The sequence below is a fragment of the Nocardiopsis sp. NPDC049922 genome, assembly GCF_040660275.1.
In the GTDB taxonomy this organism is placed as follows: domain Bacteria; phylum Actinomycetota; class Actinomycetes; order Streptosporangiales; family Streptosporangiaceae; genus Nocardiopsis.
Genome location: NZ_JBFAME010000005.1, coordinates 17,859 through 38,980, shown reverse-complemented (window position 1 = coordinate 38,980; position 21,122 = coordinate 17,859). Strand labels below are relative to the sequence as shown.

Here is a 21,122-nt window from a genome sequence, read left to right as displayed (position 1 = left end):
TCGCCCGCTAGCCGAGGAGTTTGTGGCAGTGTCGAAGAAGCTTTTCGTCGAGATCGTCTCTCCCGAACGTGAGGTTTGGGCGGGCGAGGGCGACATGGTCATCGCCAAGACCGTCGACGGCGAGATCGGTGTGCAGCCGGGGCACGTGCCCGTGCTCGCGCTCCTGGCGCAGGACGCGGTCGTGCGCGTGCTGGGCGCGCGCGAGACCGGCGAGGTGCGGGCGGCCGCGCACGGCGGTTTCGTGTCGGTCACCGGCGAGGGCCGGGTCTCCATCCTCGCCGAGACCGCCGAACTGGCGGAGGACGTCGACGTGGACCGCGCGCGGACCGCGCTGTCCGGCGCCGCCGAGGAGGGCGACAACGACGCCCTCGGGCGCGCGCGCAGCCGTCTGCGTGCCGCCGGCGAGGACGTCGCCTAGCGATACCCGGGACCGAGGGGGGACATGGAGCAGCATTCCGCACAGGCGGGGATGGTGACGGGGTCGACGCAGTGGGTCGCCCTCGCCCTGCTCCTGGTCCTCCTGGCGGTGTTCGTCGCCGTCACCCTGCGCCGGTGGGTCCTGGTACGGCGCGGCGGGGCCGTGGAGTGTTATCTGCGCGCCCCCGGCGTGCCGGGACGCCGGGGCTCCTGGCGTATCGGTTTCGGCCGGTACGGCTCGGAGAGCCTGGGCTGGTTCCCGATCTTCTCGCTCAGACCGCGGCCGACAGCGATGCTGTCGCGCCGCGGTCTCGTCGTTGTGGGGCGGCGTTCGCCGGACGAGGACGACCGGGCGCACCTGCCGGGGGACGTGAGCGTCGTCCAGGTCGCCTGGCTGGGCGCGGACGGCGGGGATCCCGGGGCCCCGGAGTACGAGATCGCGATGGGCGACGCCGCCCTGACGGGCTTTCTGTCCTGGATGGAGTCGATGCCTCCGGGGACGCAGTGGGAGGCCTGAGTGTCGTCCTTCACAGGGGGACGCGCGAGGCCTAGGGTGGCCCCATGATCGTCGCTTTCTCTGTGACCCCGCTCGGTACGGACGAGCACATCGCGCCCGCTGTCGCCCGCGCGGTGAAGGTGGTCCGCGACAGCGGGCTGCCCAACGAGACCACGTCCATGTTCACCAGCGTCGAGGGTGAGTGGGACGAGGTGATGGACGTGGTCAGGCGCGCGGTCGACGCCGCCGGGCAGGGCGCGCACCGGATCAGCCTCACCCTCAAGGCGGACATCCGCGAGGGGGTGGTCGACGGCCTGCACAGCAAGGTGGAGGCCGTCGAGCGCGAGCTGGCGCGCTAACGCTCCCCGCCGGGCTTCCACAGCACCTCGTCGCCGTCACCGGCCACGTACCGGCCGAGGATGAACAGCAGGTCCGACAGGCGGTTGAGGTAGCGCGCGGTGAGCGGGTTGACCGTCTCGCCGTGTTCGTCGATCGCCGCCCACACGCTGCGCTCGGCCCTGCGGACCACGATGCGCGCGGTGTGCAGCAGTGCGACCGTGGGGGAGCCGCCGGGCAGGATGAAGCTGCGCAGCGTGGGCAGGTCGGCGTTGTAGCGGTCGCAGGCCTCCTCCAGCCGGGTGACGTACTCGGGGAGGACGCGCAGGGGCGGGAACTCCGGGTCGGGCGTGATCGGGGTGGACAGGTCGGCTCCGAGGTCGAACAGTTCGTTCTGCACCCGTGTGAGCAGGGCGCGTACGTCGTCGGGGACCTCGCCCAGGGACAGGGCGACGCCGATGGCGGCGTTGGCCTCCTCGGTGTCGGCGTACCCGACCAGCCGCGTGTCGTTCTTACCCGTCCGACTCATGTCACCGAGTGCGGTGGTGCCCTGGTCGCCGGTGCGCGTGTAGATCTTCGACAGTACGACCGGTGTGTCCGTGTCCCGTTTGGTCATGGGCCCAGCCTACGCCGCGGTGATCTGGTGAAGGTCGTGTGACGGAGGATAACTGTTCCGCATCATGGGGTGAAGGTGACCCATGTCACTGCTACCTTGGTGCACACAGGGAGCTACTCAACGTAGTTTCCGCACGGTGTCCATAGCGGCGAACCCGAGTGGATGTGATGAGGGGGGCCACCCGGGCACGCCGTGGAGGGGGAGGCACCGTTCGGGGCGGGCGGCGTGGAACCGGGGGGTTCACGCCGTCCGCCCCGACCTGGTGGTCGGGCCCCGGTGGAGCGGAGGCCCGAGGCGGCGCGGTCTAGCGCACCCAGTCGTCGCCCAGGCGCGGGAAGTCCGGCGCGGCGGCGGTCCGGAACACACCGTTCACCGGAAGGGTGCTCTCGGCGAAGAACTCCACCGCGTAGGCGCCCGCGGCCGACAGGTCGCTCAGGGAGTCGCTGTTGACGTTCTCCATGGTGTCCTCGGCGGTGTGGTAGTACGGGTCGTACGTCTCACCGGCCGTACCGCCGTACCACTCGACCTGCTCCTCGGTCTTGACGCCGTCGGCGCCGCTGAACAGACCGCCGACCGGGACGCCCGCGACGCTGAACGGCCGGTAGTCGGTGCGACCGCTGAGCACGCCGGGCTCGCTGACCTGGTCCTGCGAGTCGAAGTACTCCTCCAGGACCGCCGCGATCGCCCCCGAGCCGGACGGCGCGGACTCGGAGCCGGGCAGCTCGCCGCCGCCGTCGAGGATGAACCGGGCGTAGTTGCTGGACCCGATCATGTCGAAGTTGAGGTAGAGCGCGATGTCGTCCAGCTCGCTCTCGCTCAGCCCCTCGACGTAGCGGGTGGAGCCGATCAGTCCGCTCTCCTCGGTGCCCCAGAAGGCGAACCGCACCTGGTTGTTGGGCGGGGCCTGCTCGGCGAGCTGGATGGCGGTCTCCAGGACGAAGGCGGTACCGCTGCCGTTGTCGTTGATGCCCGGGCCCTCCTCGACGCTGTCGAGGTGACCGCCGACCACCACGACGTTGTCGTCGCGACCGCGGTCGGTCTCGGCCAGGATGTTGAACGACTCGCGGGTCTCCACGACGCTGTCGACCATGACCCGCAGCTCCAGGGCGTCCCCGGCGGCCAGCAGGTCGGCGCCCGCGGCGCCGGACACACCGATGACCGGGATGTCGGACGGCTCGCTGACCGTTCCGGAGAAGAGCTCGTCGGAGCTGTTGATCACCAGGATCGCCGCGGCTCCCGCGTCGGCCGCGTTCTGGGTCTTCTGGGCGAAGGAACAGGCCCCGCGCATGGTGACCGCGACCGCGCCCGCGGGGAAGCCCGCGAAGTCGTCGGCGGTGCAGCCGCTGTCGCCGCCGTCGACGTCCACCTGGACGCCGGGCGCGGTCACGTCGCCGGCCGCCGAATAGCTCATGGTGCGGTAGTCGGTCCCGTTGACCAGGTCGACCTGGTCGGGCGCGGTCTGTCTCAGGACGGCGTCGGAGTTCTCCTCCCACGCGGTGTACTCGTAGTAGTCGCGGTAGGGCTCGTACCCCGCCCGCTCCAACTGGTCCTCGATGTACAGCGCGGCCACGTCGTAGCCCGGCGTCCCCGAGGCGCGGTTGCCGCCGTTGTAGTGGGCGATGGTGGCGAGGTTCTCCAGGTGCTGTTCGATCGCGCCGGTGGTCACCAGCTCCGGCAGCGTGTCGGGCAGGCGGGCGGGGTCGATCGGCCCCGCGGCGTGGGCGGGCGCCCCGGCCGCGAGGGTTCCGGCGGCCATCAGGGCGGCCATGAGCCCCGCGGTCGCCGTGCGCCGGGCCGTGGGGGAAGGGGATGTTCCCTGACGGTGTCGTCGAACGCGGTCATGGATCGGTCGCAACGAGCCTCCTCCGTCGTACGGGGCCGTCACGCCGCGGTCGCGGGGGACGGGCACCCGTCATGGGTGAAGCGACCGCTGCAGCCTGTCACCGGAGGGAGGAACGCGGCAAGATCCGAAGGGGGAAATTGCCACAATCAGCCAAGGGTCTTACGTCCGGCTGGTCACTGTGGTTGGATAGAGGGCTCGTTTCGAGCAGAACGTCTGCACCGCGTGCGCGGTCGGGCCGCGCTCAGTCGTCGGACTTCCGCTCGTGCTTGCGCCGCTTGTACGTGACGTCCACACCGCCCATGACCGCGAAGCCCCGGACGTGCACGATCGGCGCGTTCGGCGCCGCCGGGCCGCGCCGTCCCCGGCCGCCCCCGAACCCGCCCATGATCGGCAGTCCGTGCACCCGCACGTCGATGTCGTCGGGGGCGACGATGTCGATCCCGCCCATGACGCAGCCGGTCCAGATGGTGGTCTCGCGCTGGGTGAACCGGGCCTCGCGCAGGTCGATGTCGACCCCGCCCATACAGGTCGCGGCGACGAAGTGGTTCGGGACCACCCAGCTCCCCGACCGGTCCGCACCGCCCATGACCGCGACCGCGAGGCGGCTGGTGGGCTCGGCGGCAGTGACCCTCGCTCCGCCGTGCAGCGACCGCGGGCTGCCGGGGTCGGCGGGCATCGCCGGCGCCGCGTCCCCGCTGAGCTCGGGAAGGTCCGCGGTGATGGGGACCAGCTCACCGAGTGTCTTGGCCTGGTAGAGCGCCTCCAGGCGCTCGCTGTGCTCGTCGGGGTCCAGACGGCCCTCGGCGAGGGCCTCACGGAGCCGGTGCGCGACCCGGTCGCGGTCCGCGTCGGAGGCGCGCATCCGACCCTCGTCCGAGGGGGTGATCTCGTTCATTCTCTCCACCATAGACCGATGATGTGTCGGTCAGGGGCCTCGTCGCATCCGGGGCGATCCCTGACCCTGCCCTGATCCTGCCCGCTCACGCGCCGGGGAGCAGCCCCCGGCGGAGCGCCTGGCTCACGGCCGCCGTGCGGTCGGCCACCCCCAGTTTGTCGTAGGCGCGCATGAGGTGCGTCTTGACCGTGGTCGCGCTGATGTGCAGCGCCCGGCCGATCTCCGCGTTGGTGCGTCCGTCGGCCGCCAACCGCAGCACCTCGACCTCCCGGGGCGAGAGCGCGGGTGTCTCCGGGCGCCGCCGCATCCCCGCCACCAGGCGGCCGGTGACGGACGCGGCGAGCACCGTCTCCCCCCGGGCGGCCGCGCGCACGGCCTCGGCCAGTTGCGCCCGGGGGGTGTCCTTGAGCAGGTAGCCGGTCGCCCCGGCCTCCACCGCGCGCAGGATGTCGGTGTCGGTGTCGTAGGTGGTGAGCACCAGCACGTGGCAGTCGGGCCGTTCGGCGCGGATGCGCTCGGTGGCCGCCACGCCGTCGCCGCCGGGCATGCGCAGGTCCATGAGGACCACGTCGGGATCGAGGGCGGCGGTCTGGGCGACCGCCTCGGGGCCGCTGGCGGCGTCCCCCACGATCTCCAGGTCGGCCTCGGCGCCGAGCATCCCGCGGATGCCCTCCCGGACCACGGGGTGGTCGTCGACCAGCAGGACGCGGATCGTCACGGTGCGGCCCCTCTCTCGCGGGCGGTGTCGTCGGTGGTGGGAGCGGCGTCGGTGGGCGGCTCGGGGTCCAGGGGCAGCACCAGGCGGACGGTCGTCCCCGCACCCGGGGCGCTCTCGACCTCGACCAGGCCGCCGAGCGCGTCCGCCCGGACGCGCATCCCGGCCAGGCCGTGCCCGCCCGAGCCGCCCGGGGTGAACCCGCGCCCGTCGTCGGCCACGGTCAGCTCCACCGACTCCGGGGCGAAGGAGAGCCGCACCTCGATCCGCTCCGCGCGGGCGTGCCTGCGGACGTTGGCCAGCGCCTCCTGGGTGGTGCGTAGGAGGCACACCTGGTGGGCGCCGGGAAGCGCGGCGGGGGCGCCGTCGACGCCCAGGCGTGCCGAGACGGCGGTCTCGCGGCCGAACCGCTCGGTGATGCGGGACAGCGCCGCCTCCAGGGTCTCGTTCTCCAGCTGCACCGGCTGGCGGGCGGTCACGATGGCGCGAGCCTCGGCGAGGTTCTCCGAGGCGGTCTCCCGCATGAGCGCCAGATGCCGCCGGGCCAGGGCGGGGTCGGTGTCCAACTCCGACTCGACCGCCTGGCTCAGCGCGATGATGCTCGTCAGGCCCTGGGCGAGGGTGTCGTGCAGCTCCCGGGCCAGCCGCTCCCGTTCAGCGAGCGCTCCGGCCTCCTCCGACAGCCGCGTGCTCTCCTCCCGGCTGGTCCGCAGCGCCTCGATCAGTTCGGCGCGTTCGTGGCTCTGCTCCACCACCCGTTCGAACCAGCGCGTGAACCACAGGGAGAAGGCCACGATCACCGACAGGACCAGCAGGTCGACGGCCGCCTCGTCCCAGGTGAGGGTCCCCAGGCCCACTCCGGCCAGGACCGGGGCGGTCAGCAGGGCGGAGATCGCGGCCGTGCCCAGCCACGCGCCCCCGGTCATGAACACGGCCGGCGCCACGGCGAACATCGAGAACGTGGCCGTGGGGTTGAGCAGGTAGGCGGGGGCGAGCAGCACCACCAAGCCCAGCAGGAAGGGGACCGTGCGGAGGCTGCCGTAGACGTCCTCCGGCGCCCACGGGTGGAACAGGCGGCGCCCGGCGAGGAGGTACCAGGCGATCGCCCCGCCGAGCAGCGCGGCCGAGGCCCATCCCCGCCAGCCGTCGCCGGTGAGCACCGCGACGACCGCGACCACCGTGATCGCCCCCGTGAAGTAGGCGTCCCAGGTGCGGCCCACCCGCCAGGCGTGGTCGCCCTCCCGTTCCCGCGTCATCGCCGTCTATCCGTCCTTCCTCGTCTTCCAGCGGAACGTGGCCAGCGTCAGGACGAGCCCGACCACGCACCACACTCCCAGAGCGGTGGCGACCATGGGTAGGTCCCACGATCCGGACGGCTCCAGCACGGCCGCCTCGTCCGGGTAGAAGGCGGCGCGCATGCCCTGCGCCATCCACTTGAGGGGGAACAACGAGGACGCGTTCACCAGCCAGTCGGGAAGGACCGTCAGGGGGACGAAGACGCCGGAGGTGAACTGCAACGCCAGGAAGGGGACGACCACGATGGCCGAGGCGGTGTTGGGGCTGCGCGCCAGCGAGCTGAACGCGATCCCGAGCAGTGCGCAGGAGACCGTGCCCAGCACGAACACCCAGGCCATGGTCGCCCACGCGCCGGGGTCGGCGGGCAGGTCGGCCCCGTACACCCCGACCGCGATCGCCAGCAGCACCGCCACCTGGCCCAGTGCCAGCACGAACACCAGCGCGGTCTTGCCGACGAAGTAGGCCGACGGGGGCATCGGGGTGCCCCGCATCCGCCGCAGGGTTCCGTTCTCGCGCTCCAGGGCGATACTGATGGCCAGATTCTGGAAGCTGACCGACATCAGGCCCATCGCGATCAACCCGGGGAGGTAGACCTCTGCCGCGGAGATGTCGTCCCCGGTGGAGCCGTCGAAGATCACCCCGAAGAGCAGGAGGATGAGGGCGGGCAGCGCGAACGTGAACGCCACGCTCTCCCAGTGCCGGGCGAACTCGCGCGTCTCCAGCCAGGCCCGGGACAGCCCCACCCGCACCGGTCCGGGCAGCCGCCGTGTCGTCACGTCGTTCACGCCGCGACCTCCGTCGTCTCCGCCGCCACCGAGGGCGCTCCGATCAGCTCCAGGTAGACGTCCTCCAGGGTGGGCCGGTGCACGGTCAGCCCGGGCACCTCCCCGGAGAAGTCGTCCGACAGTCGCCGCACCACCCGGGTCGGTTCGTCGGTGTCCACACTCCGCGGTTCCCCGTCGACCAGCCAGGACACGGTGGCCAGTCCGGCCGTCCGTCCGCCGAGCGAGTCGGTGGCGCCCTCGGCGCGCACCCGGCCGTCCGCGATCACGCACACCCGGTCGGCCAGCGCCTCGACCTCGTCCAGGTAGTGCGTGGTCAGGACGATGGTGGTGCCGTCGGCGGCCAGGCCGCGGACCGTCCGCCAGAAGTCGCGGCGCGCCTGCGGGTCGAACCCGGTGGTGGGTTCGTCGAGGAAGAGCAGTTCGGGGCGGCCGACGATGCCCAGGGCGACGTCCAGGCGGCGCCGCTGGCCGCCGGACAGGGAGTGCGCGAGAGCGTCGGCCCGCTCGGTCAGACCGGCCAGGTCGAGCACCTCGTCCACGTCGCGCGGGTGCGGGTAGTACCCGGCGAAGTGGCGGACGACCGTGCGCACGGCCAGGCGGGGGACCTCGGTCTCCTGCTGCCACACGACGCCGATCCGCGACCGCCACCGGCGCCCGGCGCGTGCCGGGTCGGCGCCCAGGACCGTCACCTCGCCTGCGTCGCGGCCCCGGAAGCCGGTGAGGATCCCGGCGGTGGTGGACTTGCCCGCGCCGTTCGGGCCGAGCAGGGCGAAGACCTCGCCGCGCTGGATGGTCAGGTCGATGCCGTCGACGGCCGCACGGCCGTCGTACACCTTGCGTAGCCCGCGTGCCTCGACGACGGGTGGGGTGGTTGCCATACGTCGATCGTGGCGCGCGGGGCCCTCACCCGGTATCCGCCGTCCGGTCCGGGGGTTGTCCTCCGTCCGGAGGACACCGGGGCGGTCGGCGGTCAGAACAGGCGGAGGGTGTCCGGCTCGATCCCGCGCAGCTCGTCGTAGTCGAGCACCACGCACGCGATGCCGCGGTCCTCGGCGAGCACACGCGCCTGGGGCTTGATCTCCTGGGCGGCGAACACACCGCGTACGGGGGCCAGCGTGGGGTCCCGGTTGAGCAGCTCCAGGTAGCGGGTCAGCTGTTCGACGCCGTCGATGTCGCCGCGCCGCTTGAGCTCGACGGCCACGGTGGCGTTCTCGCCGTCGCGGCACAGGATGTCGACGGGGCCGATCGCGGTGGGGTACTCGCGCCGGATCAGCGTGTAGCCGTCGCCGAGCGTGGTGATGTGCTCCGCGAGCAGCTCCTGCAGGTGCGCCTCGACGCCGTCCTTCTGGAGGCCGGGGTCCTTGCCGAGCTCGTGCGAGGTGTCGTGCATGACCTCCTCGACGGTCAGCACGAGCTTCTCACCGGACTTGCCGTGGGTGACCGTCCACACGTCGGGGCCGTCGGCGACGGTCTCCTCGCGCAGCTTGCACGGCGGATTCATCCAGTTGAGCGGCTTGAACGCGCGGTCGTCGGCGTGGACGGACACGCTTCCGTCCGCCTTGATGAGAATCAGGCGGGGAGCCATGGGCAGGTGTGCGGTGAGTCGGCCGACGTAGTCGACGCTGCACCGGGCGATGACGAGACGCACGGCGGCCACGTTACCGCCTCCCGGGAGGCCCGGGTGCCGGAAACCGGGTGACACCGTCCACGCCGGTGCGGACCCCCGGGTTACTGGAGAGTAACCTTGCCTGGGCGGTCCCCGACCCCGCTCCGCCGACCGCGCGCGTCGCCGGACCGGCGTCCGGGCGAGGGACCGCGGACCAACACGTGCGTGATCCGGCGCGGACGCCGGACCACGCGTCCGTCTAAGGTGGGGCGCATGGTGCAGGAATTTGAGAAGGTCGGTGTCGTCGGACTCGGCACGATGGGCGCGGGCATCGCCGAGGTGTTCGCCCGGGCGGGGTTCGACGTCACCGGGGTCGAGATCGACCAGGCCGCCCTCGACCGCGGCCGTGGCCACGTCGAGACATCCCTCTCCCGGGCCGTCGGCCGGGGCAAGATCACCGAGGAGGAGCGCGCCGCGATCGACGCGCGCCTGACGTTCACCACCTCCCGCGAGGACCTCGCGGACGCCGACTTCGTCGTCGAGGCCGTGCCGGAGAGGATGACGATCAAGCGCGACGTCTTCTCCGACCTGGACCGGATCTGTCCGCCGGGGACGATCCTGGCCACCAACACCTCCTCCCTGTCGGTCACCGAGATCGCCGCGCTCACCGGCCGCCCCGAACGCGTCGTCGGACTGCACTTCTTCAACCCCGCCCCGGTGATGAAGCTCGCCGAGGTGGTCACCACCGTCTCCACCAGCGCCGAGACCGTCGACATCGTCACCGAGGTCGCCAAGCGCATCGGCAAGACCCCCGTGACGGTCGGCGACCGCGCCGGGTTCGTCGCCAACGCGCTCCTGGTCCCCTACATCAACGACGCCATCCGCCTCTACGAGCGCCGCGTGGCCACCCGCGAGGAGATCGACGCCTCCGCCCAGAAGGCCGCCGGGCTCCCCATGGGCCCGCTGACCCTCGCCGACCTCGTCGGGCTGGACGTGTGCCTGGCCGTCATGGACGTGCTGTGGGACGAGTACCGCGACCCGCGCTACGTCGCCGCCCCGCTGCTGCGCCGTATGGTCGCGGCCGGTCGCCTGGGCCGCAAGACCGGCCGGGGCTTCTACGCCGGCAAGGACGACCCCGCCGAGCCCCAGCCGACCGGCCGCTTCGCGGAGATGGTCCGCGAGGAGGAGACCCTGGAGCTGGGCGAGATGCTCATCGCCCCCCAGATCGACGACGCCCTGCGCATGATCGGCGACGGGTACGCCTCCGCCCACGACGTCGACACCGCCATGCGGTTCGGCTGCGGCTACCCCAAGGGACCGACCGAGCTCCTGGAGGAGCGCGGCGCCGAGCACGTCGTCACCACCCTGGTCGCCATGGGGGAGTACAGCCTGACCACCATCGCGGTCCCGGCGCCGCTGCTGGTGGACCAGCTGCCCGACGTCGGGCACGACGGCCACGACCACTGAGCCGCGACGCGAGCGCGCCGTGAGCACAGCCGCCGCCACCGGTGTGGCGGCGGCCACTGGCGGGCCTCTTCTACCCTGGTACGCGTGAGCCCGCGCCGAAACTCCCCCCGCCGTCAGTCCTCCCGGGGTCGCGGCGGTCCCCCGGGGCCGCCCGACGAGGACGCCCTGATGCTGCGCATCACCGGTGGGCAGCGTCGGGAGAACGGGCCCGACGGGGAGTGGGTCACGCGCCGGATCCCCGGGGCGTCCGCCACCAAGGTCTACCGCTGCCCCGGCTGCGTCCAGGAGATCCCCGTCGGCATGGCCCACGTCGTGGCCTGGCGGCCCTACGGGGACGGCGGCGACCGGCGGCACTGGCACTCCTCCTGCTGGGACCGGCGTTACCGGCGCTCGCCCCGACACTGACCCCGGCCCACCCGGACGACTTGAGGAGCCATGGAGATCCGAGCCACCACGGTGCTGCCCGCCGTGCGCCGACCCATCACCCTGCACACCGCCGACGGCCTGGAACTGGTCGGCGAGCTGGCCACGCCCGAGGGCCGCGACCCGGTGGCCACCCTGGTGTGCCTGCACCCGCTGCCCACGGCCGAGGGCATGATGGACAGCCACGTGCTGCGCAAGGCGTCCTTCCGCCTGCCGGCCCTGGCCGACCTCGCCGTGCTGCGCTTCAACACCCGCGGCACCACCTCGCGCCACGGCACCAGTCAGGGCAGCTTCGGCGAGGGCGAGACCGAGCGGCACGACGTGCTGGCCGCCATCGAGTTCACCGAGTTCGAGGGGCTGCCCGACCCCTGGCTGCTCGGCTGGTCCTTCGGGACCGAGCTGGCGCTCAAGTGGGGCTGCGACCCCCAGGTCAACGGCGCGATCCTGCTGTCGCCGCCGCTGCACCGCGCGGGCGAGGCGGACATGAGGGTGTGGGCGGACTCCGGCAAGCCCGTGGTCGCGCTGGTCCCCGAACACGACGACTACCTGCGCCCGGACGAGGCCCGCCGGCGGTTCGCGCCGCTCACCCAGGCCGAGATCATCGGGGTCGACGGCGCCCGCCACCTGTGGGTGGGGGAGCCGTACGTGCGCCGGGTGCTCGACGAGATCGTCCGGGTCGTCAACCCGGCCGCGTACCCGCTGCCCACCGAGTGGGACGGCCCCCACGAGAAGGACGTCGCGCCCCTGGCCTGACCCGGGACCGCGCGCCCGCCGACGGCGCGCCACGCCCGACCGCCGACGCACGAGGGGCCCGCACTGGATGAACATCCGGTGCGGGCCCCTCGCCGTGTGCGGAGCGGCCGTCCTACGGCGCGACCGCTACTCCTGCCACCAGTCCTCGTCGTCGGCGCCCTTGCCGGAGTGGGCGGGCTGCTTGGCCTCCTCGGCGGGCGCCTCCTTCGGGGCGATCGCCGCGGGGGCGGCCGGGGCGGGCGGTGCGGCCGGAGCCGGGGCGCCGCCGCCGAGCAGCTGACGCAGCTGCTGCAGGTGCGACTGGATGCTGTCGCGCTGCGCGTTGAGGTCGTCGACCTCCTTCTTGGCGGCCGTCATGATCCGGTTGGCCTCGGCCTTGGCGTCGCCGAGCTGGTGCTCGGCCTTCGACTTGGCCTCGGACTCGATCTGCGCGGCGTTCTTCTTGGCGTTGCCGACCAGCTGCTTGGCGTGGTTCTCGGCGTCGCGGCGGGTCTGCTCGGCCTGCTGGCTGGCCTTGGTGGCCCGCTGCTCGGCGCTGTTGGCGCGCTCCTCGGCCTCGCTGACCATCTTCTGGGTGGCGGCCTGGGCCGCGGCGAGCCGCTCGGCGTCCTGGCGCTCGGCCTCGGCGCGGCGGTCGGCGAGCTGGAGCTCGAACTGGTCCTCGGCCTCGGTGCGGCGCGCCTCGGACTCGGCGTAGGCCCGCTCGGCGTTCTTGCGCAGCTCCTCGGCCTGGCTCTTGGCGGCCTGGATGGTCTCGTCGCGCTCGCGCTTGGCGGCGGCGCGCGCCTGGGCGCACTCGCGCTCGGTGGTGGTGCGCAGCTTGGCGATCTCGCCCTCGAAGGTGGCGCGCTTCTCCGCGATCTCGTGGTCGACGGCGGAGCGCTTCTTCTGGACCTCGCGCTCGGTGGTGGAGGCCAGCTCGTCGGCCTCGCGGCGGGCCGTGGTGCTGATCTCCTCGGCCTCGGACTCGGCGGTCTGGCGCATCTCGTCCGCCTCGCGCTGGGCGAGGGTGCGCACCTCGGTCGCCTCCGACTCGGCGGCGGCGCGCATCTCGGCGGCCTCGATCTTGGCGGCGGAGCGGATGTCGTTGGCGTCGATCTGGGCGCTCTGGACCAGCTCGTTGGCCTGCTCCTCGGCCAGGCGCAGCAGCTCCTCGATCCGCGAGCCCAGGCCGGCGTAGGAGGGGCGCTCGCGTTCCTGGAGCTGGCGGTTCTTGGCGCTCAGCTCGGCCTTGAACTTCTCGATCTTCTTGTTGGACTGGTCCAGCTCGCTACGGAGGCTGGCCGCGTAGTCGTCCACCTGGGTGCGGTCGTAGCCACGCAGCACCACGTCGAATTCGGGTGGGGTGTTGTCCTCGTTGAAGATGTTGTCGAGTTGGGAGTCAATGTTGTTTGACGACATGTGGCGGAATCCTGAACGGGTGCGAGACGGCTTACTTGCGAGCGGCCGGGGGGCGGCGGAAGGCGGCCGCGTCGTCCCCGGTGGGCGTGCGGTGTCCGGGCGTGCGGCGGCCGGACCGGAAGACATGGACCGACGCCGGAAGAACACTCCGGCGGCTAGGCGACTTTATCAAGCGTGGAACGCCTGGGAAGAGGGTTTCGGGTAACTTCCGATGGCCCGAGGTCAACTCGTCCCGAGGAATCCAAGCCGTGACGTGGCTGGAACGCGCCCGTGACATCGGAGTCGGGGAGGGATCTCACACCGGGCGTTCACCCCGCGCTCTGCACGAGTTCGGTGAGCACGCCTCCGCAGTCCTTGGGGTGCAGGAACACGATGCGCGACCCCAGCGTCCCGTGGCGCGGCTCCCGGTCCAGGACGCGCACGTCCCGCGCGCCGACCGTCGCGGCGCTGTCGGCGACGTCGGAGGTCCCGAAGGCGATGTGGTGCACGCCCTCGCCGTTGCGGTCGAGGAACTTCGCCACGGGGGAGTCCGGGCGGGTGGGTTCGAGCAGTTGCAGATACGTGGCTCCGCCGTCGTCGGTGCCGTTGATTCGGAGCATCGCCTCGCGTACCCCCTGTTCCTCGTTGACCTCCTCGTGCTCGACCTCGAACCCGTAGGTCCGGCGGTAGAACTCGATCGAGGCGTCGAGGTCGCGGCACGCGATCCCCACGTGGTCGAGCCTGGTCAGCCCGGAGAACGGGATGGTCGGGGCGGGTGCGTCGCTCATGGGTGGAACCTCCCGGACGTCGCTGAACGCTGTGTGGGTATCGTTGCAGACCAGGTGCGTCCCCGATCACATGGAGGCCAGTTACGATGCCCGGTTCCGTCATCGTCGGTGGGGCGCGGACCCCCACCGGCAGACTCCTCGGCTCCCTCGCCGGGTTCTCCGCCGCCGAACTGGGGGGCTTCGCGATCAAGGCGGCCCTGGAGCGCGCCGGCGTCAGCGGCGAACAGGTCGGATACGTGGTCATGGGACAGGTGCTCCAGGCCGGTGCCGGGCAGATCCCGTCCCGCCAGGCCGCCGTCAGGGCCGGGATCCCCATGAGCGTCCCCTCCGTCACCATCAACAAGGTGTGCCTGTCGGGTCTGGACGCGATCGCGCTCGCCGACCAGCTCATCGCCGCGGGCGAGTTCGACATCGTGGTCGCGGGCGGCATGGAGTCCATGACCAACGCCCCCCACCTGCTGCCCAAGGCCCGCCAGGGCTACAAGTACGGCTCGGTGGAGGTCCTCGACGCCACCGCGCACGACGGTCTCACCGACGCCTTCGAGGGCGAGTCCATGGGCGCCTCGACCGAGCGGCACAACGCCAAGCTCGGCATCGGCCGTGAGGAGCAGGACGCGTTCGCCGCCCGCTCCCACCAGCGTGCCGCCGCCGCGACCGCCGAGGGCCGGTTCACCCGGGAGATCGTCCCCGTGGAGATCCCGCAGCGCAAGGGCGACCCCGTGGTCTTCGAGACCGACGAGGGCATCCGCCCCGGCACCACCGCCGAGAGCCTGGCCAGACTGCGCCCGGCCTTCGACAGCGACGGGACGATCACCGCCGGGTCCTCCTCGCAGATCTCCGACGGCGCCGCCGCCGTGGTCGTGATGAGCCGAGCCAAGGCCAATGAGCTCGGAGCGCCGGTCCTGGCGGAGATCGGGGCGCACGGCAACGTCGCGGGCCCGGACAACTCCCTGCACTCGCAGCCCTCCAACGCCATCAAGCACGCGCTGGCCAAGGCGGGGAAGAGCGTCGCGGACCTGGACCTGGTCGAGATCAACGAGGCGTTCGCCGCCGTCGGCATCCAGTCGGTCAAGGACCTGGGCATCTCCGAGGACATCGTCAACGTCAACGGCGGCGCCATCGCGATCGGCCACCCGATCGGCGCCTCCGGCGCGCGCATCGCCCTGCACCTGGTCCACGAGCTGCGCCGCCGCGGCGGCGGGCTGGGCGCCGCCGCCCTGTGCGGCGGCGGGGGCCAGGGCGATGCCCTGCTGTTCACGGTGCCCGCGGAGTAGGTGTCCGAGGCCCCGAGCGGGGCCGGACCGACGAGGAGTCCCATGCACGCCGCCCGACTGGTGGAACGGGTTCGCGAGGGTGACCGCCGGGCGCTGGCCCGCGCGATCACCCTGGTCGAGAACGGGGCGCCGGAGCTGCGCGAGATCATGGCGGGCCTGGCGCCGTCCACCGGGCGGGCGCGCGTCGTCGGCTTCACCGGGTCCCCGGGCGTGGGCAAGTCCACGACCACGAACGCGGTCGTGCGCCTGCTCCGCGCCCGGGGGCTGACGGTCGCCGTGCTGGCGGTGGACCCCTCGTCCCCGTTCACCGGGGGCGCCCTGCTCGGCGACCGCGTGCGGATGCAGGAACACGCCACCGACCCCGGTGTCTACATCCGCTCCATGGCCACCCGGGGGCACCTGGGCGGCCTGTCCTGGGCCGCGCCGCACGCGCTGCGGGTCCTGGACGCGGCCGGGTTCGACGTGATCCTCGTGGAGACCGTCGGCGTGGGCCAGGCGGAGGTCGAGATCGCCGGGCAGGCGGACACCACCGTCGTGCTGTGCGCCCCGGGGATGGGCGACTCGGTGCAGGCGGCCAAGGCCGGGGTGCTGGAGGTCGCCGACGTCCTCACGGTGAACAAGGCCGACCGGGACGGCGCCAGGACCGCCCTGCGCGAGCTGCGGCAGATGGTCGCGATGGTGGACCGGACCGACGAGGAGTGGAAGCCGCCGATCGTCATGACCGTGGCGGCCGAGGGCGGGGGCACCGAGGAGCTGTGGGAACGGGTCGACCAGCACCGCGCCCACCTGGAGACCACGGGTGAGCTGGAGCGGCGGCGCCGTGCCCGCGCCCGGGAGGAGATCCAGGGGATCGTGCTCGACCGGCTGCGCTCGCGGCTGGGCGCGGAGGACGTCGACGGCGGCCTGGACGCTCTGGCGCGGGAGGTGGCCGAGGGGCTGCGCGACCCCTACTCCGCCGCCGACGTCGTGCTCGAGGACCTGGGCGCCTGACCGCTCGTGAAGCGAAGGGGCCGACGCGGACCGTCGCACATCGGTCCGCGTCGGCCGGGGCGTCGGTGCTCCCCGGATCAGAGCACCGACGCCCGTCCCGGACCGGGCACACCCGTCCGGGAGCCTGGGGCGGTCAGCCGTCGGCCAGTGCCGCGTCGACGGCCGCCATGAGGGTCCCGCCCGCGTCGTCGCCGTCGATGGACCAGATCATCACGCCGCCCAGCCCCTGGGCCTGGGCCCAGTCGGTCTTCTGGGTCAACGCGATCTCGTCGTCGTAGGTCCAGAAGGTGTTCCCGTCGTAGAGCCAGGCCGTGCCGAGGGCGTCGTCACGGTGCAGGGTGAAGCCCGGCAGGTCCTTGACCACCTTCCAGTCGTCGATGCCCTGCTCGTAGGTGCCCGACGCGGGACCCGTCGCGCTCTGGAAGAGCCCGTCGCCGTTCGGCCCGGGGTCGACGCCCGTCCAGCCGCGGCTGTAGAACGGCAGGCCGAGCACCATGTCGGCGGGGTTGACACCCCTGCTGATGTACTCCTGGACGGCGATCTCGCCGGAGAACAGGCGCGGCCCGGGGTCGTCCGGGTGCAGCAGCAGGTTGGACTGGTGGGCCGTGGTGTCCTCCCAGGCGCCGTGGTAGTCGTAGCCCTGCACGGTGACGAAGTCGAAGTTGGGCATGAGCTGGCCCATCTGGAATCCGGCCTCGACCTTGTCCGGGTCGGCGGGCAGGAAGGCGGTCAGCTCGTAGGCCCGGCCGGTCTCGACCTCCAGGGCGTCCAGCTGGTCGCGGAACTCCTGGACGAGGGCGGTGAAGTTCTCCCGGTCCTCGGGGCGGACGGTGTTGTGCTCGTGACCGGCGCTGCCGGGCCACTCCCAGTCGAGGTCGACGCCGTCGAAGACCCCGGCGGCGGCGCCCGGGCCGCCCGCGCCGTCGAACATGGGCAGGTTGCCGCGCAGGAACTGGTCGATGCAGGAGCTGACCATGCGCTCGCGGGACTCGGGGGTCAGGGCCGCGTCGGAGAAGTGCTCCGACCAGGTCCAGCCGCCGAGCGAGATGTTGACCCTGAGGTCCGGGTACATCTCCTTCAGCTTGCGCAGCTGGTTGAAGTTGCCGCGCAGGTCCTGGTTCCAGGTGTCGGCGACGCCGTCGACGCTCTCGTCGGCGCGGAACGAGCGGCCGTAGTCGGCCCAGGCGTCGCCCTCGCCCAGCTGGTTGGCCATGAAGCACTCGCCGTTGGCGTTGATGTTGCCGAAGGCGTAGTTGATGTGGGTGAGGTTCTCCGCGGTGCCGGAGGTCTCCAGGTTCCGGACCAGGTAGCCCCGGGAGTAGATGCCCCACTGCGTGAAGTAGGCGACGCGGCGCTCGTCGGTCGGCGTGGTGCCCCCGCCCTCCAGGGTGGTGGCGGTGACCGACGCGCTGTCCGCTCCCCGGTTGTTGGAGGTGTCGTAGGCGCGGACCGTGAAGGTGTACTCGGTCAGCGGCTGCAGTCCGCCGACGGTGGCGGTCAGGGTGTCGCCGTCGACGGAGCGCACCACCTGGCCGCCGGAGACGATCTCGTAGCCCGCGACGGCGACGTTGTCGGTGGCGGCGTCCCAGGACAGGGCGACGGTGTTGGAGGTGACCGTGCCGACGGTCAGCCCGCCGGGGGTGGAGGGCGCCTCGGTGTCGGGCTCGGTGGGGCCGCCGGAGCAGGGCGCGCCGTTGACCGTGCAGTCGACCGGTGTGGTGTCGCCGCCGTTGTGGGTGCCGTTGAAACCGACCTGGTACGAGCCGCCCGCCGGGACGGTCGCGCCCCAGGACGGCGGGGTGAGCGTGTGGGTGTTGCCCGAGACGGTGTGGGTCGCGTTCCACAGGCTGGTGATGGCCACCCCGGCGGGGGTGTCGAAGGTGACGGTCCAGTCGGTGAGGGCGCTGGTGGTCTCGTTCTGGACGGTGATCTGGCCGCCGTAGCCGGTCTCCCACCGGGACGTCTCGACGTAGGTGACGGTCACCTCGCCGGGCGCGGCCGCGGCCGGGGTCGGGGCCAGGGCCAGTGGGGCGACGAGCAGCGCCGCGGCCAGCGCGGCGAGCCGGTTTCTCAGATGGCGTGCTCTCACGGTGGGGATCTCCAGGGTGGGGGGATGAACGGGGCTGACCGCAGGGGAGCGGGCGCTCCGGGCAGCGGGGGTCCGGGGGTCCTTGCGGAGTGGTGTGAGTTCGAGCCGAGGACGGGTCGGGGGCGGTGGTGAGCGGGCCATGGCGCCTCTGACGTGGGATAACTAATTTTTAGGAAACTTAACTAATAGTTTACGCGCGAGTCAATGAGAGCGGTCGGGCTTTTTCTCCCCCTCACCCCGCCCGGGTGTGTGGTCCGCGCCACGGAACCGACTTTTCCGAGCTGGGGAGCTGGACCGGTATCGGGTTCCCCAACTGGCCCCTTGTGGCCACCCGGTTCCCTTGTGCTGGGAGCACTTGCCTGCTAAAGCGCGCGTCATGGCTAGAGTGGCGACGTGGGAAACCCGTTGAATCTTCCGTTCGACCCGATCGAGCGCGCGCACGACAACTGGACACGCAGGTGGGGCGCCTCGCCCGCCATGGCCGCGGTCACCTCCGTCATGCGCGCGCAGCAGATCCTGATCGGGGAGCTGGACGGTGCCCTCAAACCGTTCGGCCTGACCTTCGCCCGTTACGAGGCCCTGGTGCTGCTCACCTTCAGCTCCACGGGCGCGCTGCCGCTCGGCAAGATCGGTGAGCGGCTCATGGTGCATCCGACCAGCGTCACCAACACCATCGACCGACTGGAGGGGCAGGGCCTCGTGCGCCGCCGCCCCAACCCGAGCGACGGCCGCGGCGTCCTCGCCGAGATCACCGACGCCGGGCGCGAGGTCGCCGAGGAGGCCACCCGCTCCCTCATGGGCATGGACTTCGCCCTGGGCTGCTACTCGGACGAGGAACTCTGGCGGATGCACGAGATGTTCACCAAGCTCAGGGCGGACTTCGGGGACTTCCCCGCGCCCGTCGCGGCAGAGGGCCGCTGACGTCCGTCGGCCCGCCGCCGGGCGCCACGGGCGCGTCTCCTGTACAGGCTTAGTTGGACGTCCTACTATTTGCGTATGGCGGACACCACACCGGGTCCCACCGGCGGAGGCGGGGCCGAGGAGATCGAGACGGGGCGCGAACGCTGGCAGCGCCGCTACGACGCCGCGCGCGTGCGCGAGGCGGACTTCTCCACGCTCTCCGGGCGCGCACTGCGGCCGGTCTACGGGCCGCCGCCCGGATCGGAGGTCCCCGGATTCGAGCGGATCGGGTGGCCGGGCGAGTACCCCTACACGCGCGGCCTGTACTCCACCGGTTACCGCGGCCGGACCTGGACCATCCGCCAGTTCGCCGGGTTCGGCAACGCGCGCCAGACCAACGAGCGCTACCGGATGATCCTCGACTCCGGCGGCGGCGGTCTCTCCGTGGCCTTCGACATGCCCACCCTCATGGGCCACGACTCCGACTCACCGCACGCCCTGGGCGAGGTCGGGCACTGCGGAGTGGCGATCGACTCGGTCGCCGACATGGACCTGCTCTTCCACGGCATCCCGCTCGACGGGACGACCACCTCCATGACCGTCAGCGGCCCGGCCGTCCCCGTGTTCTGCATGTACCTCGTGGCCGCCGAGCGCCAGGGCGTGGACGTCGGCACGCTCAACGGCACGCTCCAGACGGACATCTTCAAGGAGTACATCGCGCAGAAGGAGTGGCTGTACCCCCCGGGGCCGCACCTGCGCCTCATCGGCGACCTGATGGAGTTCTGCGCGGAGCGCATCCCGGCCTACAAGCCGCTGTCGGTGTCCGGCTACCACATCCGCGAGGCGGGGGCCACGGCGGCGCAGGAGCTCGCCTACACCCTGGCCGACGGGTTCGGCTACGTGGAGCTCGGGCTGTCGCGCGGCCTGGACGTCGACTCCTTCGCGCCGGGGCTGTCGTTCTTCTTCGACGCCCACATCGACTTCTTCGAGGAGATCGCCAAGTTCCGTGCCGCCCGCCGCATCTGGGCCCGCTGGATGCGCCAGACCTACGGGGCGACCACCGAGAAGGCGTGCTGGCTGCGGTTCCACACCCAGACGGCGGGGGTGTCGCTCACCGCGCAGCAGCCCTACAACAACGTCGTGCGCACCGCCGTCGAGGCGCTCGCCGCGGTGCTCGGGGGAACCAACTCCCTGCACACCAACGCGCTCGACGAGACCCTGGCCCTGCCCACCGAGCAGTCCGCCGAGATCGCGCTGCGCACCCAGCAGGTGCTCATGGAGGAGACCGGGGTGGCCAACGTCGCCGATCCGCTCGGCGGCTCCTGGTACCTGGAGTCGCTCACCGACGAGCTGGAGGCGGAGGCGGAGCGGATCTTCGCGCGGATCCTGCGCATGGGCGGCGGTCGCGACGCCGAACACGAGATCGGACCGATGACCTCGGGCATCCTCGCCGGGATCGAGAACGGGTACTTCACCTCCGAGATCGCCGAGGCGGCCTTCCAGTACCAGCAGGCGCTGGAGAAGGGCGACAAGCGGATCGTGGGGGTCAACTGCCACACGAACACCGTGTCCGGGGAGCTGGACATCCTCCGGATCAGCCACGAGGTGGAACGGGAGCAGAAGAGGACGCTGGCCGAAAGACGGGTGCGACGCGACGGAGCCGCCGTCGACCGCGCCCTCGCACGGTTGCTGGAGGGGGTCCGCGCCGACGACGGCAACCTGGTTCCGCTCATCATGGACGCCGCCCGCGCCGAGGCCACGCTCGGGGAGATCTGCGCCACGATGGGGGAGGAGTTCGGGACCTACACGGAGGATCCGCGCTTCTGAGCGGCGGGCGCTCGGACGGGTCGGGTTCCTCCGGGATCGGGGACGTCGGCTTCTGCATGGGCGGCGGGTTCGCGATCGCCACGGCTCCCTCGTTCGACGCCGCCGCACCCCACTACGGTGTCACTCGTATGACCTGCGCGCGGCCGTTCGGGGAGCCTGTCCGTCCGTCGCCAGCTACGGGGAGAAGGACCGGCGGTCCGGTGCGCGACGGCCGGAGCCGAGGAGG

21 protein-coding genes are annotated in these 21,122 nt (G+C 72.0%); 10 read left to right on the top strand and 11 right to left on the bottom strand.

What is annotated here, in order from left to right; translation table 11 throughout:
* Positions 1-28 precede the first annotated feature (28 nt).
* Genes AB0I72_RS11200 through AB0I72_RS11190 form a run of 3 tightly spaced genes read left to right on the top strand, consistent with a single transcriptional unit; the run spans position 29 to position 1,272 of the window.
* A complete protein-coding gene (locus AB0I72_RS11200) occupies positions 29-418 on the top strand; it encodes a F0F1 ATP synthase subunit epsilon (RefSeq protein ID WP_358565778.1) in 390 nt (129 codons plus the stop codon).
* A gap of 24 nt (positions 419-442) precedes the next feature.
* On the top strand, positions 443-934 hold the full coding sequence (locus AB0I72_RS11195) for a DUF2550 domain-containing protein (RefSeq protein WP_358565775.1): 492 nt from the start codon (positions 443-445) through the stop codon (positions 932-934).
* 44 nt (positions 935-978) lie between these two features.
* Complete coding sequence (locus tag AB0I72_RS11190; RefSeq protein ID WP_017600345.1) at positions 979-1,272, top strand: thiamine-binding protein; 294 nt, start codon at positions 979-981, stop codon at positions 1,270-1,272.
* On the opposite strand, the gene AB0I72_RS11185 is transcribed toward AB0I72_RS11190, so the two are convergent.
* From AB0I72_RS11185 to nucS, 8 genes are all read right to left on the bottom strand, one after another.
* Positions 1,269-1,865, bottom strand: coding sequence for a cob(I)yrinic acid a,c-diamide adenosyltransferase (locus tag AB0I72_RS11185; protein WP_358565772.1), 597 nt, complete (start codon positions 1,863-1,865; stop codon positions 1,269-1,271). The genes AB0I72_RS11190 and AB0I72_RS11185 overlap by 4 nt on opposite strands.
* A 304-nt stretch (positions 1,866-2,169) precedes the next feature.
* Positions 2,170-3,633: a M20/M25/M40 family metallo-hydrolase gene (locus AB0I72_RS11180; RefSeq protein WP_358565769.1), complete on the bottom strand. Its 1,464-nt coding sequence runs from the start codon at positions 3,631-3,633 to the stop codon at positions 2,170-2,172.
* A gap of 316 nt (positions 3,634-3,949) precedes the next feature.
* Positions 3,950-4,615, bottom strand: a complete 666-nt coding sequence (locus AB0I72_RS11175; RefSeq protein WP_358565766.1) for a DUF1707 domain-containing protein — start codon at positions 4,613-4,615, stop codon at positions 3,950-3,952.
* A gap of 73 nt (positions 4,616-4,688) precedes the next feature.
* Entirely contained in the window at positions 4,689-5,321 is a 633-nt protein-coding gene (locus tag AB0I72_RS11170; RefSeq protein ID WP_358565763.1) for a response regulator transcription factor, read from the bottom strand.
* Positions 5,318-6,574, bottom strand: coding sequence for a sensor histidine kinase (locus AB0I72_RS11165; RefSeq protein ID WP_358565760.1), 1,257 nt, complete (start codon positions 6,572-6,574; stop codon positions 5,318-5,320). The genes AB0I72_RS11170 and AB0I72_RS11165 overlap by 4 nt, the downstream gene beginning before the upstream one ends.
* Before the next feature lie 6 nt (positions 6,575-6,580).
* On the bottom strand, positions 6,581-7,399 hold the full coding sequence (locus AB0I72_RS11160) for an ABC transporter permease (protein WP_358565757.1): 819 nt from the start codon (positions 7,397-7,399) through the stop codon (positions 6,581-6,583).
* On the bottom strand, positions 7,396-8,277 hold the full coding sequence (locus AB0I72_RS11155) for an ABC transporter ATP-binding protein (RefSeq protein ID WP_358565754.1): 882 nt from the start codon (positions 8,275-8,277) through the stop codon (positions 7,396-7,398). The genes AB0I72_RS11160 and AB0I72_RS11155 overlap by 4 nt, the downstream gene beginning before the upstream one ends.
* 92 nt (positions 8,278-8,369) lie before the next feature.
* Positions 8,370-9,047 (bottom strand): endonuclease NucS, encoded by a 678-nt coding sequence (gene nucS / locus AB0I72_RS11150; RefSeq protein ID WP_358565751.1) that lies wholly within the window; start codon positions 9,045-9,047, stop codon positions 8,370-8,372.
* A 231-nt stretch (positions 9,048-9,278) separates the two neighbouring features.
* Between nucS and AB0I72_RS11145 the strand changes: the two genes are divergently transcribed.
* The 3 genes from AB0I72_RS11145 to AB0I72_RS11135 all read left to right on the top strand — a co-directional run bounded on the left by AB0I72_RS11145 (position 9,279) and on the right by AB0I72_RS11135 (position 11,648).
* Positions 9,279-10,472 (top strand): 3-hydroxybutyryl-CoA dehydrogenase, encoded by a 1,194-nt coding sequence (locus AB0I72_RS11145; RefSeq protein WP_358565748.1) that lies wholly within the window; start codon positions 9,279-9,281, stop codon positions 10,470-10,472.
* 84 nt (positions 10,473-10,556) lie between these two features.
* The gene (locus AB0I72_RS11140; RefSeq protein ID WP_358565745.1) at positions 10,557-10,877 is read left to right on the top strand and encodes an ATP/GTP-binding protein; all 321 of its coding nucleotides are present in this window, start codon (positions 10,557-10,559) and stop codon (positions 10,875-10,877) included.
* A 30-nt stretch (positions 10,878-10,907) separates the two neighbouring features.
* Complete coding sequence (locus AB0I72_RS11135; RefSeq protein ID WP_358565742.1) at positions 10,908-11,648, top strand: alpha/beta hydrolase; 741 nt, start codon at positions 10,908-10,910, stop codon at positions 11,646-11,648.
* A 126-nt stretch (positions 11,649-11,774) separates the two neighbouring features.
* Here the strand turns inward: AB0I72_RS11135 and AB0I72_RS11130 are convergent, their stop codons facing one another.
* Entirely contained in the window at positions 11,775-13,049 is a 1,275-nt protein-coding gene (locus AB0I72_RS11130; protein ID WP_358565739.1) for a DivIVA domain-containing protein, read from the bottom strand.
* A 308-nt stretch (positions 13,050-13,357) separates the two neighbouring features.
* Positions 13,358-13,816, bottom strand: coding sequence for a methylmalonyl-CoA epimerase (gene mce / locus AB0I72_RS11125; RefSeq protein ID WP_358565736.1), 459 nt, complete (start codon positions 13,814-13,816; stop codon positions 13,358-13,360).
* 86 nt (positions 13,817-13,902) lie between these two features.
* Here mce and AB0I72_RS11120 point away from each other — a divergent pair, with 86 nt between their 5' ends.
* On the top strand, positions 13,903-15,090 hold the full coding sequence (locus AB0I72_RS11120) for an acetyl-CoA C-acetyltransferase (RefSeq protein WP_358565733.1): 1,188 nt from the start codon (positions 13,903-13,905) through the stop codon (positions 15,088-15,090).
* A gap of 42 nt (positions 15,091-15,132) precedes the next feature.
* Complete coding sequence (meaB, locus tag AB0I72_RS11115) at positions 15,133-16,080, top strand: methylmalonyl Co-A mutase-associated GTPase MeaB (protein ID WP_358565730.1); 948 nt, start codon at positions 15,133-15,135, stop codon at positions 16,078-16,080.
* A 133-nt stretch (positions 16,081-16,213) separates the two neighbouring features.
* On the opposite strand, the gene AB0I72_RS11110 is transcribed toward meaB, so the two are convergent.
* Positions 16,214-18,169, bottom strand: a complete 1,956-nt coding sequence (locus AB0I72_RS11110) for a glycoside hydrolase family 18 chitinase (protein WP_358565727.1) — start codon at positions 18,167-18,169, stop codon at positions 16,214-16,216.
* Between the two features lie 405 nt (positions 18,170-18,574).
* On the opposite strand from AB0I72_RS11110, the gene AB0I72_RS11105 reads away from it, so the two are divergent.
* Together AB0I72_RS11105 and AB0I72_RS11100 are read left to right on the top strand one after the other, a co-directional pair.
* Positions 18,575-19,090 carry a MarR family transcriptional regulator gene (locus tag AB0I72_RS11105; RefSeq protein ID WP_358566640.1) on the top strand — a complete coding sequence of 172 codons (516 nt, stop codon included), beginning with the start codon at positions 18,575-18,577 and terminating at the stop codon, positions 19,088-19,090.
* Positions 19,091-19,165: 75 nt separating this feature from the next.
* A complete protein-coding gene (locus tag AB0I72_RS11100) occupies positions 19,166-20,896 on the top strand; it encodes a methylmalonyl-CoA mutase family protein (protein ID WP_358565725.1) in 1,731 nt (576 codons plus the stop codon).
* The last annotated feature ends 226 nt before the right edge of the window (positions 20,897-21,122 follow it).

Excerpts from the sequence above, each read along its gene's own strand:
- AB0I72_RS11120 (WP_358565733.1), top strand. The coding sequence starts at position 13,903 with ATGCCCGGTTCCGTCATCGTCGGTGGGGCGCGGACCCCCACCGGCAGA.
- AB0I72_RS11185 (WP_358565772.1), bottom strand. The coding sequence starts at position 1,865 with ATGACCAAACGGGACACGGACACACCGGTCGTACTGTCGAAGATCTAC.
- AB0I72_RS11155 (WP_358565754.1), bottom strand. The coding sequence starts at position 8,277 with ATGGCAACCACCCCACCCGTCGTCGAGGCACGCGGGCTACGCAAGGTG.
- AB0I72_RS11175 (WP_358565766.1), bottom strand. The coding sequence starts at position 4,615 with ATGGTGGAGAGAATGAACGAGATCACCCCCTCGGACGAGGGTCGGATG.
- AB0I72_RS11130 (WP_358565739.1), bottom strand. The coding sequence starts at position 13,049 with ATGTCGTCAAACAACATTGACTCCCAACTCGACAACATCTTCAACGAG.
- AB0I72_RS11135 (WP_358565742.1), top strand. The coding sequence starts at position 10,908 with ATGGAGATCCGAGCCACCACGGTGCTGCCCGCCGTGCGCCGACCCATC.
- AB0I72_RS11100 (WP_358565725.1), top strand. The coding sequence starts at position 19,166 with ATGGCGGACACCACACCGGGTCCCACCGGCGGAGGCGGGGCCGAGGAG.
- AB0I72_RS11195 (WP_358565775.1), top strand. The coding sequence starts at position 443 with ATGGAGCAGCATTCCGCACAGGCGGGGATGGTGACGGGGTCGACGCAG.
- AB0I72_RS11145 (WP_358565748.1), top strand. The coding sequence starts at position 9,279 with ATGGTGCAGGAATTTGAGAAGGTCGGTGTCGTCGGACTCGGCACGATG.
- AB0I72_RS11165 (WP_358565760.1), bottom strand. The coding sequence starts at position 6,574 with ATGACGCGGGAACGGGAGGGCGACCACGCCTGGCGGGTGGGCCGCACC.
- AB0I72_RS11180 (WP_358565769.1), bottom strand. The coding sequence starts at position 3,633 with ATGGCCGCCCTGATGGCCGCCGGAACCCTCGCGGCCGGGGCGCCCGCC.
- mce (WP_358565736.1), bottom strand. The coding sequence starts at position 13,816 with ATGAGCGACGCACCCGCCCCGACCATCCCGTTCTCCGGGCTGACCAGG.
- meaB (WP_358565730.1), top strand. The coding sequence starts at position 15,133 with ATGCACGCCGCCCGACTGGTGGAACGGGTTCGCGAGGGTGACCGCCGG.
- AB0I72_RS11190 (WP_017600345.1), top strand. The coding sequence starts at position 979 with ATGATCGTCGCTTTCTCTGTGACCCCGCTCGGTACGGACGAGCACATC.